The organism is Cohnella mopanensis (assembly GCF_022352055.1).
GTDB classification, from domain to species: Bacteria; Bacillota; Bacilli; order Paenibacillales; family Paenibacillaceae; genus Cohnella; species Cohnella mopanensis.
Genome location: NZ_JAKRWM010000010.1, coordinates 174,315 through 190,955, shown reverse-complemented (window position 1 = coordinate 190,955; position 16,641 = coordinate 174,315). Strand labels below are relative to the sequence as shown.

Here is a 16,641-nt window from a genome sequence, read left to right as displayed (position 1 = left end):
TATTGAACAAAGGAGGGGAATGCGATGACGACCCCCCGTACTACCAAGCGCTCTCCGGGAAGACCGAAGAACGTAGTGGATCAACCCTCAATGCGAGACAAAGTGCTAAGTACCGCTTCCATCCTATTTATGGAGCTAGGTTATGAGCCTGTATCGCTGAATATGATCGCGCAACGAGCCGGAGTGACCAAGGCGTCGGTCTATTACTATTTTACGAATAAAGCCGATCTCTTCACCACTTCCGTCACGGAAATGATGACGCGAATTTGCTCCTATACGCTTCGGATTGTTGAAGCCCATTCGGATATTCAAACGAGGCTGCAACAGATTGCCTTGACCAAAATGTCCAGATCTCACGTGGAATTCGAGAGCCTGATGAGGGAAGCGATGCCTTTCCTGACGCAGGAACAGCGGGATGATATCCGCAAAGCAGAGCATCAAATTCATGAGGTACTGGCGGATACCTTCCGTCAAGCGATGGAAGATGGGCATATCTCGCAAGGGAACCCGATGCTGCTATCGCATGCTTTCTCCGCGCTGTTAATGATCGGCAACCGGGAGATGGTCGGCGACAAAGCCTATACTCCGGCTGAATTATCGGCATCCATCGTGGAATTGTTCTGGAAGGGGATTTCTCCCCGGCATACGGCAGAGTAGCGGGTTTACTTGACATCAATCGCGTGAATTGGCTATAATCATGGCATACTTTGGCTGTGATAAGGAGCAGTACTCGTTAGACGTTACCCAGAGAGCCGGCGGAGGGTGCAAGCCGGTTAACGCGAACGACGAACTCGCCTTGGAGCCTCCGAGCTGAACGAACATGCGGATCGCCGTTGTTCGACAAGTTAGGCGTTTCCTCTCGTTACGAGGCACGAGTGGGCGGCAATCCAAGCAGGATGTCCGTCAACTAGGGTGGTACCACGGGAATTTATGCTCTCGTCCCTAGCGATAACGCTAGAGGCGGGAGCTTTTTGTTTACTAACAATGTTGTATACCTAGAAAAGAACATAAGGGAGTTAATGGACATGTCGCACGAGCAAGGGCAAGGCTATCAACCACTGAAGATCGAACCGAAATGGCAGCGCTATTGGGACGAGAACAAAACGTTCCGCACGACGGAAGAAGCCGGAAAACCGAAATTCTACGCGCTGGATATGTTCCCATACCCATCCGGAGCCGGATTGCACGTAGGCCATCCCGAAGGTTATACCGCAACGGATATCGTAAGCCGTTTCAAACGGATGAAAGGATTTAACGTTCTTCATCCGATGGGATGGGATGCTTTCGGTTTGCCTGCGGAGCAGTACGCTTTGCAAACGGGACGCCATCCGCGTGAGATTACGGTGGAGAACATCGACAACTTCCGTCGCCAGATTAAATCTCTAGGTTTCTCGTACGATTGGGAGCGGGAATTCAGCACGACGGACCCTGACTATTATAAATGGACGCAATGGATTTTTATCCAATTGTACAAAAAAGGCCTTGCTTACGTAGCGGAAGTACCGGTGAACTGGTGCCCTGCTCTTGGCACGGTGCTTGCGAACGAGGAAGTTATTGACGGACTGAGCGAGCGCGGCGGACACCCGGTCATTCGTAAGCCGATGCGTCAATGGATGCTTAAAATTACCGAATACGCGGAAAGATTGCTCGAAGATTTGGAAGAGCTGGATTGGTCGGAGAGCATCAAGGATATGCAGCGCAACTGGATCGGCAAATCGACGGGAGCCGAAGTTAAGTTTGCCATCGACGGCCACGATGCCGAGTTGACGGTATTCACGACACGTCCCGATACGCTGTTCGGCGCGACTTATTGCGTATTGGCGCCTGAGCATGAGCTTGTCGGCGTAATTGCTTCTGCTGATCAGAAAGCAGCGGTCGAGGCTTATGTCGAGCAAGCGGCTCGGAAAAGCGATCTTGAGCGTACGGATCTGGCCAAAGATAAGAGCGGAGTATTCACGGGCGCTTATGCGATCAATCCGGTTAACGGAGGCAAGGTTCCGATCTGGATCGCGGATTACGTGCTTGGCGGATACGGTACGGGCGCGATTATGGCCGTTCCGGGACATGACGAACGGGATTGGGAATTCGCGAAGAAATTCGGTTTGCCGATCGTGGAAGTCGTTGAGGGCGGAGACGTGGACGCGGCGGCTTATACGGGAGACGGCAAGCTGGTCAACTCCGATTTCTTGAACGGACTGTCCACCGCGGAAGCGATTGCCGCAATGATCGCCCGCTTGGAGAAGGATGGCAAAGGGAAAGGCAAAGTGACTTACCGTCTGCGCGACTGGTTGTTCAGCCGTCAACGTTATTGGGGCGAACCGATTCCCGTTCTTCACTACGAGGATGGCACGATGGATACGATTCCGGAAGAAGAGCTTCCGTTGCTGCTGCCGGATGTGGACGCGATTCAACCTTCGGGCACCGGCGAATCACCGCTGGCTAACGTTACGGAATGGGTGAACGTGGTCGATTCGCGTAATGGCCGCAAAGCTCGCCGCGAGACGAATACGATGCCGCAATGGGCGGGAAGCTGCTGGTACTACTTGCGGTTCATCGATCCGAAGAACGAGAAGGAAATTTGCTCCCCTGAGAAGCAGCGCGAATGGCTGCCCGTTGATCTATACATCGGCGGCGCGGAGCATGCGGTTCTTCACTTGCTCTACGCGCGTTTCTGGCACAAGGTGCTGTACGATATCGGAGTCGTGAATACGAAGGAGCCGTTCCATAAGCTCGTTAACCAAGGTATGATCCTCGGAATGAACAACGAGAAGATGTCCAAATCGCGCGGCAACGTCATCAACCCGGATGATATCGTAGGCGAGTTCGGGGCGGATACGCTTCGCGTATATGAAATGTTCATGGGGCCTCTTGAAGCGACGAAGCCATGGAATACGAACGGTGTAGAAGGCGTATATCGCTTCTTGGCCCGCGTATGGAGGTTGTTCGTAGACGACAACGGCAACTTGAACGGCAAGATCCAGGACGTTGCAGGCGATGACGCATTCCGTCGCTCTTGGCATAAGAGCCTGAAGAAGGTTGGCGAGGATTACGAAGCTTTGCGCTTCAATACCGCGATCAGCCAAATGATGATCTTCGTCAACGAAGCTTACAAAACGGAGACGTTGCCGAAGCAAGCGATGGAGCATTTCGTTCAGATGCTTTCCCCGATCGCTCCGCATATCGCGGAAGAACTGTGGGAGAAACTTGGAAATACCGGTTCGGTCTCCTACGTCGCATGGCCGCAGTACGATGTTTCGCTTACGGTGGATTCCGAAGTCGAGATCGTCGTGCAAGTGAGCGGTAAAATCGCGGATCGCCTGAACATCCCGGCAGATCTGGACGAAGCGGGCATGCAGGCGCTGGCGCTCGAGTCGGAGAAGGTGAAAGAGCTTATCGCCGGCAAGACGATTCGCAAAGTCATCGCCGTCAAAGGCAAGCTTGTTAACATTGTAGCCAACTAATTTCTTTGCAGATCAACAACAGCATATCGCTGCGTGAAGCACACGCCGCTTGTCTCCCTTCGTGGAGCAGGCGGCGTTTTGTTTTATTCGAAGCTTGGAGGCAACGAGATGTTGAAGATGAGTTCGAGAAATTTCTAATGCAACAGCGCGAGTCCGCTACAGGCCAAAGGCTGGAGATGCTGAACAGGGATTTGACAGGAACGAAAAAATTGTTGGAGGTCGTAGTTTGGGCAGTGCTCAAATCCTTTGAGGGGGTGACTTTAGAATATGAAATGGTCAGTTCTACTGGAGTAAAGGCATATATCGATGTTCACTATGCTCCTCTTGACGTTGCTTTCGAGTGTGATGGGTTTGTCGCCCACTCGGAGAAGATTACACGTGATCGGTTCGATTTCGAGAAAACGCGAGTAAGGACGATGGCGTTAATAGGATTAACCTACAAGCCCTATAGTAAGGATCAGTTAGATAAACAGCCGGACGCTTGCAGACGAAGCTTCTTTGAGCTAATAGGCCAGCGCTCGAGTCTGGCGGGTAGTTTGGCAATGGAACAGTTGTCCGTTTATGAGCGGGAAGTTATCCGGTATGCTCTGCAACTCATGCGCCCGCTTCGAATATCCGACGTTAATTATACTTTGCAATGCAAATACGATCTTTCTCATAAAGTCATCTATCAATTAATCAATAAGAGACTATTGAAGCCAATAGGGACAGGCTCAAAGCGATATCACGAATACATCCTTCTACCATTGGCGAAAGAATATTTGGTACAGAGAAATAGAATATAGCGTGGAGTCAGGATTTGCCGGACTACAGAGAGGAACGTGTGTTTGAGAGCGTGGAGTCAGGATTTGCCGGACTACAGAGAGGAACGTGTGTTTGAGAGCGTGGAGTCAGGATTTGCCGGACTACAGAGAGGAAATGGTGAGTTTTGAGACGTGGAGTCAGGAAATACCGGACTACAGAGGGGAAATGGTGAGTTTTGAGACGTGGAGTCAGGAAATACCGGACTACAGAGGAGAAATGGTGAGTTTTGAGGCGTGCAGTCAGGAAATGCCGGACTACAGAGCGGGAATGGTAAGTTTTGAGGCGTGGAGTCAGGAAATACCGGACTACGGAGGGGAAATGATGAGATTTGGGGATGTGAAAAAAGGCGGGCAAGCCGCCTTGGATACACATATGGCTAAGTCCGAGGAAACCCAACCCAATCGGTTTACGTCCGCTCTCGGGGGAATAGGGAGCTATCAACGCGATCCAAATCCTCGGCGAATTTCTCATGGGTCGTGTACAGGACTTGAAGGAAAGCGCCGCGCGTTGATTTGCGAAGGACATCCAGCGCTGCGGCGGTGATTCCTCCTGGTACGGAAACCTTAGCTTGCAGTTCGCTTGGCGAGCAGGATTGCTCTAGCATGAGCCGAGCGGTTCCTAACATCATTTCGCTTGCGAGTTCCGTCGCCGTTTCCCGTTGCATTCCCGCGGAGATGACCGCCGCGTCGATAAACTGCTCCAGCAAACAAGCCAGGAAAGCCGGACCGCAGCTTGAAATATCCGAGGCGACCCGTACCTCCTCCTCCGAAATGGAGATAGGTTGGCTAATCGCGGCAAATAAATGCCATAGCGCGGAACGATCCTCGTCCGTTAAGCGCGAGCCCCACATGACCAACGAAGCTCCGCTGCCAACGGCATTGACGACGCTCGGAATGATTTTGGCTACTTTGCAAGGAATAAGCTCTTCCAGCGACGAGATTCTGACAGGGCTCGTAATTGAGATCACAATCTGATCCGGAGTTAGCACGGAAGTAATTTCGTCGAGTACGCTTCGGAAATCAAGAGGCTTTACGCACAAAAACAAATAATCGGCATCTGCAGCCGCATCTTTATTTGTAGTTGCAACTTGAAGTCCAGGATACTGATTTGCCAGACTATATAGTTTGGAAGAGGTACGGGAACTGATTACGATGTCGTCCGGCCGCATTGCGCCGGCGCGTACGAACGCTCCTACTAATAAGCTTCCCATACTCCCTGCACCGATGAAGCCGATCTTCATCCTTTGTCCCTCCTGCGGCGAGCTATTTACATTTCATTGTATGAATCATCGCTTGGCCGAAATGATTTATTTTTCAATAGAATGAACAAAACGATCGGAGGTAAATTTATGAGAAAAGCTAGACCAATCGGTTTGAACAATAAAATCGCGTTGATTTTGACGTTAACGGGTGTTGCAATTCTCGCTTATGCTTTCTATTCAAACGCCAAATCGTCGTCGATAGATGGTTGGATTCCGGTCAATGAGCCTTTGCAAGCCGTTGTGGAGTCCTTGTCTGTTCAGCCTTCCGCGCCAACAGCAGAAGTGTCGGTAACGACTAGTCCTTCACCAGCAGCAGAAGCGTCCGCAACCTCTGGCCCATCGCCAACGACTGAACATATAGCGGAGCCACAACTCTCCACTAGTGCCCCTGCGACGGAGGAATCTCAGCCAAACCCTAACCCGAAACCAACCTCCTCCACATCGGCTGTTTCTTCCAACCTCATAGACCTTAACCGTGCAACGCAAAAACAACTGGAATCGTTGCCTGGAATCGGACCGTCCAAGGCAAAAGCGATTATCGCTTATCGAGATCAACATAACGGGTTTCGAAGCGTTGATCAGTTAATGGAGGTGAAAGGGATCGGACCGAAGGTGTACGGAAAAATTTCCGCGCTCGTTCAAATTGCTCCATAGGAATAAATCCTGCGCTTTCCTTTATCATTTGGCGTAAATATGAGAAAATGATAGAGTAATTTATTTCTATCCATCTTAGGAGGTTATTAAATGAGTCAAGAATCATCGTATTCCCTGGAAACGCTTGCCGTACACGGCGGGCAGCAGATCGACCCGACAACGATGTCCCGCGCAGTACCGATTTACCAAACGACTTCCTATGGCTTTCGTGATACAGACCATGCCGCTAACCTATTTGCCTTGAAGGAATTCGGCAATATTTATACTCGTATCATGAATCCGACTTCAGATGTTTTCGAACAGAGAGTTGCTGCATTAGAAGGCGGCGCTGCAGCGTTGGCGGTTGGATCCGGCCAAGCGGCGATTACATACTCCATCTTGAACATCGCGGGAGCGGGAGACGAGATCGTCTCCGCAGCAAGCCTGTACGGTGGTACTTACAATCTGTTCGCTATAACATTGCCTAAGCTGGGCATTACGGTGAAATTCGTTGATCCGTCTGATCCGGAGAACTTCCGCGCGGCGATTACGCCGAAGACGAAAGCGATTTTCGCAGAGACGATCGGTAATCCTAGAGGGGACATTCTGGACATCTCCGCAGTGGCTGACATCGCTCATGCCAACGGAATCCCATTGATTATCGACAGCACTTTCGCGACGCCGTTCCTTTGCCGTCCTTTAGAGCATGGAGCGGATATCGTGCTTCACTCGGCTACGAAATTTATCGGCGGACACGGAACGTCCATCGGCGGCATTGTCGTGGATGGCGGTAAGTTCGATTGGAAAGCGAGCGGTAAATTCCAAGGCTTGACCGAGCCGGATCCAAGCTATCATGGCGTTGTTTATGCAGATGCCGTGGGACCGGTTGCGTATATTATTAAAATGCGCGTTCAACTCCTTCGCGACATGGGTGCGGCTTTAGCTCCTTTTAACTCCTTTATGTTCCTTCAAGGCTTGGAAACTCTCCATCTTCGCATGGAGCGCCATAGCAGCAATACGCTTGCCGTAGCCAAGTTCCTGGAATCTCATCCTGCCGTCGAATGGGTCAACTATGCCGGCTTGGAAAGCCACCCGTCTTACGAGCTTGCTCAACGCTATTTGCCTAACGGACAAGGTGCGATTATGACGTTCGGCATTAAAGGCGGAGTAGAAGCAGGCAAAAAAGTCATTAACGCAGTCAAACTGTTCTCGCATCTAGCCAACGTCGGGGATTCTAAGTCGCTTATTATCCACCCTGCTAGTACGACGCACCAACAGTTATCCGAAGAAGGCCAACTCGCTGCAGGCGTTCAGCCGGGTATGATTCGTCTTTCGGTCGGTACGGAAGGCATTAAAGACATCATTCAAGATTTGGAACAAGCATTGGCGGCAAGCCAGCGGTAATCGGCGAGCCAGCAAGTGGAGGTATGCAGAATGACAGCCCTTCGTAAGGACTGGGATACGTATTTTATGGATATTGCTTTCATGGTATCGACTCGTTCGCGCTGTCCTAGACGACATGTCGGGACCGTGCTCGTGCAAGGGAAAAAACTGCTGGGAACGGCATATAACGGTGCTCCGATGGGCGTACAGGATTGCTCGGAAGCGGGCTGCATGATCGTCGAAGAATTCGAAGCCGCTCCTGCCGGAGCCTCGTCGACGGAGATGATCAAGAAGCAACGTTGCATCCGGACGATACATGCTGAGCAGAATCTTCTGCTGTTCACGGATCGAGTCGACCGCGAAGGATCGGTCGTGTATGTTACGGACCAGCCGTGCTGGACTTGCGCGAACATGCTTGCGAATAGCGGGATCGTAGAGATCGTCTATTTCCGCCCTTACTTGAAGGATCACGGGAAAGTCGCCGCTCTCATGGAGCAAAGAGGCGTGCTGTTCAGGCAAATCGCGAATTACGTCCCCCCAGCGGATACCGAAGTGCAGGATGGGTCTTAGTATCCACAATCTGTATATTTTACACAGGTAGAAGAGGAAGCACCTCTTCGTCGAGAGTTCTCGGCGGAGGGGTGTTTTTTTGTTGCTATACGGCAACGGAGGTGCAAGATGAACAGTAGACCATTAGTCGGAGTGGCCTGTTGCTGGATCGTCGGCGTTTCAATAGGCTCGTTGTTCCAAGGTTATAACGCTATCTTAACGCTAAGCGGCTTACTTATGCTCCTACTCGGTATAGCTTTCTATGGCAAAATAACGATTAAATTGACGTTCATCTGCGGACTAGCTTTGTTGTTTTCATTCGGAGAGCGCAATTGGGTGGAGCATCGCAATGAATCGGATATTGAAGCTTCCGCTGCAATCGTTGGGTCTGAGGTTGTGCTGCATGGTTACATTACATCGACGGTAGAGGTAGATGGGGATCTGGCGACGTTCCGATTGCAAGCGAATGCGATAAATTTTACCGGGGGCTCCCAGGATCGGGACATCGATGAGACGGTGATTGTCAGAATCAAGCTAACCAAACAAGAGGAGCAACGGATCGTTTCCGATTGGCGTAGAGGCGAGCGCATCCTTATCGCGGGAGTATGGGAGCTACCTGGCGGATCAGGTAACTTCGGGGCGTTCGATTATCGTGAATACTTAATGAAGCAAGGGATCTATTGGCAACTTGCCGCCAAAGGCGCGAATTCCGTTACGTTCACGGGTGAGCCAAGCCCTTTCTGGAACAAAGGGCTAACGGTGTTGGACGATCTGCGTCTAGGAATCGGAAAATTAATGGATCGAATGTATAGCACCGATGATTCGGGTTATATGAAAGGCTTGGTCGTGGGAATCCGTTCGGATCTGAATCCGGAGCAGTTCGACCAATTTGCTCGGCTTGGCTTAACTCACGTGCTTGCGATCTCGGGTTTGCATGTCGGAGTAATCGTCTATTTGCTGTTGCAAATCGGCGCATGGACGAGAATGACCAGAGAACGAGCATTAAGCATGACTATCGCGATGATGCCGATGTATATGCTAATAACGGGGGCCTCTCCATCGGCGGTTCGCGCTTGTTTGATGGCAATGCTTGCGCTTTGGCTAGCACGCCGGCACGCCTTAAAGGACGGTCTTCACCTTTTACTCGCGGCGGCAATGCTCATGCTCCTATGGAACCCGTTGCTTATCGAAGATGTTAGCTTTCAGCTTTCCTTTCTTGTCACGGCGGGATTGATCCTGTTCGTTCCAACGGTTACGGAGTCGCTTCCTATTCCTTGGGCATGGCTTCGAGGGGCGGTATCTGTCACGTTAACGGCGCAGATCGTTTCGTTTCCGGTCACGATTTACTATTTTCACGCCGTGCATTTGCTGTCGTTGCCCGCTAACTTCGTGCTTGTACCGTTTATTAGTTTTATAGTTATGCCGCTTGGGATGGCATCTATCGCATTGGGCGCCATCTGGCTGCCGTTGGGGATCATTCCTGCTAGAATGGCTTCATTGGGCAATCAATGGACGTTTAGTATAATCGATTGGCTTGATTCTTTTGTCGGAATGAGAACGGTATGGCCGCAGCCTTCTTTGATGTGGGTTGTAACAGCTTACGTACTCATGGGCGTGGGAATTGTCGGCTTGAAAAGAAGATTGGCGCACCGGGCGGAACGAAACTGGTGGAAACAACGAGAAGATACGGCAATCGAGGCGGGCGGCGGGGAACAGATGACAGCGCCTCTCATTCATCCGGTTGAGGATACAGGCTCACGGTTGCAATATGGAATAAGAGTGTTGATTCGCGTTAGCGTAAGCGTGCTCGCCGTCGGTTGGCTGTTATGGGGCTTTCAGCCAGCATGGCTTGGTCGCGGTGCATCGGTCTCCTTCCTGAATGTTGGCCAAGGGGATAGTATCTTGATTCGGACGGGAGCCGGCAAGAACATTCTGATAGATGCCGGAGGGACGGTTAAATTCCGTAAATCGGATGAACAGTGGAGAAGCCGCCAAGATCCCTATGAAGTCGGACGTAAGCTGATCGTTCCTTTGCTCCTTAAGCGCGGGGTTAGACAAATCGATGCGTTGGTGCTGACGCATTTCGATGCCGACCATATCGGAGGCGCGCAAGCGGTGCTCGGCAATGTCCCCGTTCGTTCCTTGCTGATCAATGGGACCGTGAAAGATTCGCCCGGCGTTCTGAGCTTACTTCGAATGGCGACGGCGAGTAATATTCCGGTGTACTCCGTGCATGCTCCGATGGAATGGGCTATCGATGAGTCAACGAAAATCCAAGTCGTTTATCCATTGACGCAGCCAACAAGCTCAAATTACGCCATTCCAATCGAGGATGACCAGAATGATAGCAGCATAGTGTTACTCGTAACGATATATGGTCGAACTTTCTTGTTTCCAGGCGATCTAGAGGAGAGAGGAGAGCTGGAAATCGTTGAAAGGATAAGAAGTGGAATGAGCAAGGAAATTCAGGCGATTCCTCCGATCGATGTGCTCAAAGCAGGACATCACGGGAGCAAAACTTCAACGACTCCACTTTGGGTAAATTATTGGTTATCCAGGGAGACGGTTATTTCGGTAGGTCGTAACAACTTCTACGGTCATCCCAATAGCGGCGTGATTGAACGGCTCTCGGAAGCAGGCAGCCGAATCTGGAGAACGGATCTGAACGGAGAGATCCAATATCGGATCAAGCCAGGCGGAGCTATGGAACGAAGAGTGTTACAAATAGGCGATATAGGGCAATAGAACAATAGAACAAGATCGCCTCTCAAGCTATCACCGATGGCTCGAAAGACGACCTTGCTTCACTATTCGATAGGAGTAGGAGCGTATCGAAGATTGGATATAACGGCAAGCAACAACGGACGAATCTGCTCCGTTTGCGCGGATTTGGTTCGGATCGAGACTTGAACCGAATATTCCGGATCCAATTCGACCAAGAAATGGTCATAGCGGATAGTTCGGTCATCTCCCCAGAACTCCGACCCTATGGTCCGACCTTAAAATTCTAATGGTCGCTTCTGCGTCCCCGGTCGTGTATTCGTAGCCGTCCTCGAACTTGACCGTCTTCATGGAATCGGGAAGGTACAAGCCGAAGTCATTTAAGGGTCCTTATACCATTTAGCGTCGATTTCCACTCAGTCCACTTGGATTCAATCGAATCCTTCTCCTCGTAAACGGCGCCGGTCATGAGCCGATCCTGATCCGTTGTTACTTGCGAGTTGTCGACAAGCTCGAGGGTATCTTCTCCCTTTTTATACTGGTAGCTCAAGTTGTAGTTAGGGAATATCGCCTTGAAGATGCGTTTCTCATTGTCGAAAATGACGGAGTTAGGATGCTCGGCATTGAGCGCGATATTCAGATCCGCGATTTTGATTTGGCCGTTTATTTTTTTGTAAATTTCTATTTTACTTATCGTTGACGATTCCGACGCGATTGCTTCCATCGTCCCGTCTTCGTCGATATCCATTTCGAAGACATGCGCATTAAGCCTGAAGTCGCTTATCGGGACGACCGGCGTAGCCTCATCGAAATGAATCCAATTATTCGTTACGCAATTGGCTCCGCATACGCCGTAAATATGAATTTGATATTGGCCGAACAAGTTGCTTCCCTTAACTTCAATGTCGTTCAAATAGGGGAGCTCGCCGACGGTCCCAAGCTCGTAAATGTCGGGCTTTGGTTCGGAACCTTGACCTCCAGTGAGAATTTCCATCCCCGAGTACAGTTGGGTATCCTTTTCGTCTTTCGTATAGATCAAGAAATTTCCTTGATCTCCGTATTCGATGACGCGTTTGACGATAACGGACGATTTGGCTATGCGATTGGCCTCAATCCGGTTGAATTCGACCGGATAATTCCCGATCGTGTTTGCTAAATCCATATAGGCAAGCTGCACCTGGTCATCGGGAGTAGCGATAGGCGTTTCCGAAGGCGGTATCGTATCGGTTGGCTCGGGCGTTGGCGGCGTACTCTCGATATCGGGAGTTTGGGTTCCGGCAGGAGATGGAACAACGTCCTTCGTAAGGGAAGGGATGACCAACAGAAAGGCGACGATGCAGATCGCAACGGCAATGGCCGCCGCGGTCCAGAACCCGTATTTACTTCGCTTAGGCTGCTGATCTTGAATTCGACGTATCACATCCTTCTTCATCTGCTCGTCGAATAGCGCATGACCTAGTCCGCCTTTTGCGTCGTTATACCATTCCGGTTTTTTCTCATTCATTGTCCCCACCCCTTTAACTTTTCTTCTACTTCTTTGCGAGCGCGATGGAGCCGGGACTTTACTGTACCCGTTGGAAGGTTGAGCAGTGTAGCGATCTCTTGAACGCTTAGCTCGTGTTCCAGGTCAAGGACGAGCACTTCGCGCAGTTTGTCGGATGATTTTAGGATGATATCCCATAGTTCCGAAACGGATTGCTTGCCTAGGTAGGCTAATTCGGCAGAGGGGTTCGTTTGGCGTGGCTTAACGGTGCCGAATAGCAGAATTCTGCGAAAATAGCTGGACTTTAAGTAGTTAAACGATAGATTTCTCGTAATGGTAAGCAGCCACGTCTTCAAAGAGGATTGGCCTCTGAAAAAATGGATGCTGTTGTGAACTTTAATGAACACCTCTTGCGCGATATCTTTGGCCTGCTCGCGGTCTTTGGTTAATACGTAAGCATATTTCCAGACATCGTCTCCGTATTGATCCATGAGCAGCCTAAGCTCGGACCCGTCGACGGAATCGACATGTTTCAAATATTGCGTGTCCATAGGTTCACCTCCAACCTATTAGACAGTGTATAATGGGATTCGGTTCCGTTAATTCCACATAAAACATTATGCCTTTCGAAAATTTTTTGCTAGACTTAAATAGCTATAATAAATTACCGTAAATTCCCTTGGGGGGATTGCAACCTTTAGACAGACACTAACGTCTGAGAGGGTGCAGGGGAGGAGGATCTTCTGTGGTGGAGCCGGCTCTGATCAAAGCCGCACAAGCGGGCGACCGGGAAGCTCTCGTTACGCTACTCCGCGAAATTGAGAACCAAGTATATCGGACAGCTTATTATTTGTTAAATAACGAGCAGGATGCCATGGACGCTTCTCAAGACGCGCTCATTCGCATTTACACAAAAATCGATTCCTATGAGGAGAAAGCTCAATTTCGCACCTGGGTGCAACGTATTGTCACGAACATATGTATCGACAAATTTCGGCGCAAGAAACCTTCCGTTTCTATAGACGAGCATGAAATGGTATTTCAAGCGGGAGATAACGTGGAAACCGAGGTTCTTTCCGCATACGCTGCTGAGGAAATACGCGAGGCCATCGGTAAGCTTCCCGAGCATCATCGTACCGTTGTCGTTCTCCGATATTTGCAGGATTTTTCGTATAATGAAATTGCCGACTCGTTGAATTTGCCGTTGAACACCGTTAAGTCTTACTTATTTAGAGCCCGGCAACAATTGCAAATTCTACTTCAAGATTATCAGAAAGGTGGTGTCCGGGGATGATTTGCCAAGAGGTGATGGAACTCATGCAGCGTTATATTGACGGGGATTTGGATCAACAAGAAACATCGCTCATGATGGATCATGCCGGTCAATGCCCTGACTGCGCCGCCATGTTAGCTAGATTGCAGAAGTTGTCGAGCGAATTGGAGCAGCTTCCGCGCGTTGTGCCTAAATATAGCCTCGTAGATGCTATTATGCCGGAACTGGAGCGCCTTCATGCGGCTGAACCGGCAAAGGGTACAGATGCAAACGAGGAAGCATCTGAGCCAATACGGACAAAGGGAAGATCGAACCGTCCTGCAAGACATTTGTTCGCCAAAATATCGGGCGTCGTCGCTGCGGGAGTTATCGTAGGGTTGATGTTGTTCAGCAGTCCCGATCAATGGAGGTTGGGCGGAACGGGTAGCCATAATGAAGCGGCTGCGCCTGAACGAGCTGCGGCTCCTGCCGCTAATGAATCTTCCGCTTTAATGTCGAAGCAAGAGCTTGGAGCTGCGCCGATGGCGGATAGCAATAACCAGGAGATGGATATTCAAAATCAAGTAAGCGAGCCAATGACTTTCGGCGCTACGGGTTCCGATGTAGCTCCTTCCGAAGACAAAGAAAAGCTGGACTCAGCCAGAAGCTTGGGAGGATCCGATGCCAAAGGCCTGGAAAACCCGTCCGCGAACAGTTCTGACAGAATGTCTATTTCGGCTTATAACGCTCCGACGCTAACGGCTGATTCGCCGGACGGTAAGTGGAAAGCAGTCGCTTTGGAAGACGGGGGTTCTTTCCAAGTGTTCCGTAATCAAGATGGTAGCGAGTATTACAAATCCGAATCCAAAGGCAGCAAGATCAGCCTTCTGGATTGGAACGACGAAAGTACGATCGTGTACTACACGTTAACGGATGCCAGCGGGAATGCAACTCAATGGCAATTCGATACGGAAACGTCAAAAGAATCAAAACGTTAATTTATCTGTCACCATTTGCGCGAAGCCGCGTATAGTGTACAGATGAAGTTGACGATCGTCTTTGGACCATCGTCACGGTCGTTCGCGCACGGTACCATGGACCGGCCGGCGAACGTTGATATAGATGTCCGAGGACAGAGGGATCGCGCCTTGCTTAAGGTGTGATCTCTTTGTTTTATGGTGTACAATTGGGAGAGTACATAAGTTGGGGGATCGGCGCAATGGACGCAAAACAAGCTTTTCGATCGATCAAGCAAGGGAATCTGTCCCCGGTTTACGTTTGCTTCGGAACGGAAACCTATATTATGAACGAATTCGTCGAGCGATTGCTGGAACATCACGTTCAGCCCGAGCATCGGGAAATGGCAATCATCCGTTTCGATACAGGAGAGACCTCGATCGACAGTATACTGGAGGAAGCCGAGACTCTTCCTTTTCTCGTTCCAAGCAAAATCATTCTGGTCAGGGATAGCGTGTTATTCGCTTCGGGCAAAGAATCTTCCCGGATTGAGCATCGGCCCGAGAGCCTGCTTGCCTACATGAGCCGGCCGTCGGAAACGACCGTGCTTGTGTTCATGGTGCATCACGATAAGCTGGATGAGCGTAAGAAGCTGGTGAAGACCGCAAAGGCTAACGACTCCGTTATCTCCTTTAGCCCATTGCAACCGGAGGAGCTGCTTCAGTGGGTGCTAAAGCGCGCTTCCAATCAAGGGAGAACGATGGAAAGTCAGGCTGCGGAGGAGCTGCTGAGGCGAGTAGGCACCGATATGCATGCATTGTCGGCAGAGACGGACAAGCTTTGCTTACATGCGGGCTCGGGTGGATCGGTTACGTTGGAATCCGTTCGTTCGCTAGTTCCTATGGCAACGGAACAGAACGTGTTCAAGCTTACGGAGGAATTAGCTGCGCTTCGGACCGCAGAAGCGATCAAGCTCTACTACGATCTGCTGAAGCAACGGGAGGAACCCATTAAACTGATGGCGCTGCTCGTTCGCCAATTCCGCAACATGCTATATGTTAAGGAGCTTGGCAGCCAAGGCTATTCTCCGCAGCAGATGGCTTCCCAGCTTGGCTTGCATCCGTACGCGGTCAAGATAACGGGAGAGCAGGCGCGCAAGTTCAGCCAAGAACGTCTAGCGTTCTTGTTGTCCGAGCTGGCCGACTTAGACTATGCCATGAAAACCGGACGCGTTGAGAAATCCCTCGGCCTTGAGCTCTTCCTGCTCAAAACAGGCTCCCAAGGCGCAAGCTAACTTTGCAATAACGTTAAAATCCCCGTCCTCTCGGGGCTTTTTTATTTATGCACAAGATCAGCTACTCACCAAGGCCAAAAAAGTGCCTTGGCTCATCGGTTGAGGAGCGAAGCCTTGCGTTGCCCCCATGGTGTAGGTTACGTGACAGATGGGACAGTTCCCTATCCTATTGTAATGCACCTAATTAAGGTGCTAATAAGCAACTCTGAAAACCCACATCTGTTGGGTTTTATTTTTGTGCAACCATGGGATTCAGAAAGGGGTATAGAGGAAAAAAGTCACACGGAAAGTTTACGTCCGCCTTTAAAATTGAATTGTTCCCACTTAATCTCATATAGACAATTCGATTTTAACCAGCGGTGTAGTGAGACTTTTCTTCCGGCATACCCGGATTTCTGAATCGTTGTGCTCTGAATTAATGAAACCCAACCAAAAAAGCCATCCTATAGACAGGAAACCCTGCTTAGGATGGCTTTTTTATGGCTGCTGTATCAGATGGACTAGGCAGCCGCATATGCGTCAGGCACAAGCTTACGCTTGCGCGGACAATGCGTTGAGTTTTTTGGCCAGACGGGACTTTTTGCGAGCAGCTGCATTTTTGTGAATGAGCCCTTTAGTTGCCGCTTTGTCCAACTTCTTCTGAGCCGCGCCGTAAGCTGCTTTAGCAGCGTTTACGTCCGTTCCTACGACCGCTACGTCAGCTTGTTTAACAACTGTACGAAGAGCGGATTTAGCCGAAGCGTTACGCAAACGGCGAGTTTCGTTCGTTTTGGTACGTTTAATGGCGGATTTGATGTTTGGCATTCTTTTCACCTCCAGATAAAACAGAAGTATTTCTCCACA

General features: G+C 50.3%; 14 protein-coding genes and 1 other annotated feature. Of the genes, 10 read left to right on the top strand and 4 right to left on the bottom strand.

Annotated features, from left to right (window positions below; genetic code table 11):
- The first annotated feature begins 24 nt into the window (after window positions 1–24).
- From L3D05_RS16805 to L3D05_RS16795, 3 genes are all read left to right on the top strand, one after another.
- Window positions 25–657: a TetR/AcrR family transcriptional regulator gene (locus L3D05_RS16805; RefSeq protein WP_239617461.1), complete on the top strand. Its 633-nt coding sequence runs from the start codon at window positions 25–27 to the stop codon at window positions 655–657.
- Between the two features lie 47 nt (window positions 658–704).
- Window positions 705–947: a binding site (T-box leader), on the top strand.
- Between the two features lie 78 nt (window positions 948–1,025).
- Complete coding sequence (gene leuS / locus L3D05_RS16800; RefSeq protein ID WP_239617460.1) at window positions 1,026–3,461, top strand: leucine--tRNA ligase; 2,436 nt, start codon at window positions 1,026–1,028, stop codon at window positions 3,459–3,461.
- 137 nt (window positions 3,462–3,598) lie between these two features.
- The gene (locus L3D05_RS16795; protein WP_239617459.1) at window positions 3,599–4,246 is read left to right on the top strand and encodes a hypothetical protein; all 648 of its coding nucleotides are present in this window, start codon (window positions 3,599–3,601) and stop codon (window positions 4,244–4,246) included.
- Between the two features lie 425 nt (window positions 4,247–4,671).
- Here the strand turns inward: L3D05_RS16795 and comER are convergent, their stop codons facing one another.
- Window positions 4,672–5,505 carry a late competence protein ComER gene (gene comER, locus L3D05_RS16790; RefSeq protein WP_239617458.1) on the bottom strand — a complete coding sequence of 278 codons (834 nt, stop codon included), beginning with the start codon at window positions 5,503–5,505 and terminating at the stop codon, window positions 4,672–4,674.
- 108 nt (window positions 5,506–5,613) lie between these two features.
- Between comER and L3D05_RS16785 the strand changes: the two genes are divergently transcribed.
- From L3D05_RS16785 to L3D05_RS16770, 4 genes are all read left to right on the top strand, one after another.
- The gene (locus L3D05_RS16785) at window positions 5,614–6,180 is read left to right on the top strand and encodes a ComEA family DNA-binding protein (protein WP_239617457.1); all 567 of its coding nucleotides are present in this window, start codon (window positions 5,614–5,616) and stop codon (window positions 6,178–6,180) included.
- Window positions 6,181–6,270: 90 nt separating this feature from the next.
- Complete coding sequence (locus tag L3D05_RS16780) at window positions 6,271–7,563, top strand: homocysteine synthase (protein ID WP_239617456.1); 1,293 nt, start codon at window positions 6,271–6,273, stop codon at window positions 7,561–7,563.
- Window positions 7,564–7,593: 30 nt separating this feature from the next.
- On the top strand, window positions 7,594–8,112 hold the full coding sequence (locus L3D05_RS16775) for a deoxycytidylate deaminase (protein WP_239617455.1): 519 nt from the start codon (window positions 7,594–7,596) through the stop codon (window positions 8,110–8,112).
- Window positions 8,113–8,220: 108 nt separating this feature from the next.
- Entirely contained in the window at window positions 8,221–10,836 is a 2,616-nt protein-coding gene (locus tag L3D05_RS16770; protein WP_239617454.1) for a ComEC/Rec2 family competence protein, read from the top strand.
- A 352-nt stretch (window positions 10,837–11,188) separates the two neighbouring features.
- Here L3D05_RS16770 and L3D05_RS16765 read toward each other — a convergent pair whose 3' ends face one another.
- A complete protein-coding gene (locus tag L3D05_RS16765) occupies window positions 11,189–12,316 on the bottom strand; it encodes a hypothetical protein (protein ID WP_239617453.1) in 1,128 nt (375 codons plus the stop codon).
- The gene (locus tag L3D05_RS16760; RefSeq protein ID WP_239617452.1) at window positions 12,313–12,846 is read right to left on the bottom strand and encodes an RNA polymerase sigma factor; all 534 of its coding nucleotides are present in this window, start codon (window positions 12,844–12,846) and stop codon (window positions 12,313–12,315) included. Before L3D05_RS16760 ends, L3D05_RS16765 begins: the two co-directional genes overlap by 4 nt.
- 194 nt (window positions 12,847–13,040) lie before the next feature.
- Here L3D05_RS16760 and L3D05_RS16755 point away from each other — a divergent pair, with 194 nt between their 5' ends.
- The 3 genes from L3D05_RS16755 to holA all read left to right on the top strand — a co-directional run bounded on the left by L3D05_RS16755 (window position 13,041) and on the right by holA (window position 15,798).
- The gene (locus L3D05_RS16755) at window positions 13,041–13,589 is read left to right on the top strand and encodes an RNA polymerase sigma factor (RefSeq protein WP_182301814.1); all 549 of its coding nucleotides are present in this window, start codon (window positions 13,041–13,043) and stop codon (window positions 13,587–13,589) included.
- A complete protein-coding gene (locus L3D05_RS16750) occupies window positions 13,586–14,545 on the top strand; it encodes an anti-sigma factor family protein (protein ID WP_239617451.1) in 960 nt (319 codons plus the stop codon). Before L3D05_RS16755 ends, L3D05_RS16750 begins: the two co-directional genes overlap by 4 nt.
- Window positions 14,546–14,766: 221 nt before the next feature.
- Window positions 14,767–15,798: a DNA polymerase III subunit delta gene (gene holA, locus L3D05_RS16745; RefSeq protein ID WP_239617450.1), complete on the top strand. Its 1,032-nt coding sequence runs from the start codon at window positions 14,767–14,769 to the stop codon at window positions 15,796–15,798.
- A 531-nt stretch (window positions 15,799–16,329) separates the two neighbouring features.
- Here holA and rpsT read toward each other — a convergent pair.
- Entirely contained in the window at window positions 16,330–16,602 is a 273-nt protein-coding gene (rpsT, locus tag L3D05_RS16740) for a 30S ribosomal protein S20 (RefSeq protein WP_239617449.1), read from the bottom strand.
- Between the last annotated feature and the right edge of the window lie 39 nt (window positions 16,603–16,641).

Excerpts from the sequence above, each read along its gene's own strand:
- L3D05_RS16750 (WP_239617451.1), top strand. The coding sequence starts at position 13,586 with ATGATTTGCCAAGAGGTGATGGAACTCATGCAGCGTTATATTGACGGG.
- L3D05_RS16795 (WP_239617459.1), top strand. The coding sequence starts at position 3,599 with ATGCAACAGCGCGAGTCCGCTACAGGCCAAAGGCTGGAGATGCTGAAC.
- comER (WP_239617458.1), bottom strand. The coding sequence starts at position 5,505 with ATGAAGATCGGCTTCATCGGTGCAGGGAGTATGGGAAGCTTATTAGTA.
- rpsT (WP_239617449.1), bottom strand. The coding sequence starts at position 16,602 with ATGCCAAACATCAAATCCGCCATTAAACGTACCAAAACGAACGAAACT.
- leuS (WP_239617460.1), top strand. The coding sequence starts at position 1,026 with ATGTCGCACGAGCAAGGGCAAGGCTATCAACCACTGAAGATCGAACCG.
- L3D05_RS16780 (WP_239617456.1), top strand. The coding sequence starts at position 6,271 with ATGAGTCAAGAATCATCGTATTCCCTGGAAACGCTTGCCGTACACGGC.
- holA (WP_239617450.1), top strand. The coding sequence starts at position 14,767 with ATGGACGCAAAACAAGCTTTTCGATCGATCAAGCAAGGGAATCTGTCC.
- L3D05_RS16775 (WP_239617455.1), top strand. The coding sequence starts at position 7,594 with ATGACAGCCCTTCGTAAGGACTGGGATACGTATTTTATGGATATTGCT.
- L3D05_RS16805 (WP_239617461.1), top strand. The coding sequence starts at position 25 with ATGACGACCCCCCGTACTACCAAGCGCTCTCCGGGAAGACCGAAGAAC.
- L3D05_RS16760 (WP_239617452.1), bottom strand. The coding sequence starts at position 12,846 with ATGGACACGCAATATTTGAAACATGTCGATTCCGTCGACGGGTCCGAG.
- L3D05_RS16765 (WP_239617453.1), bottom strand. The coding sequence starts at position 12,316 with ATGAATGAGAAAAAACCGGAATGGTATAACGACGCAAAAGGCGGACTA.
- L3D05_RS16785 (WP_239617457.1), top strand. The coding sequence starts at position 5,614 with ATGAGAAAAGCTAGACCAATCGGTTTGAACAATAAAATCGCGTTGATT.
- L3D05_RS16770 (WP_239617454.1), top strand. The coding sequence starts at position 8,221 with ATGAACAGTAGACCATTAGTCGGAGTGGCCTGTTGCTGGATCGTCGGC.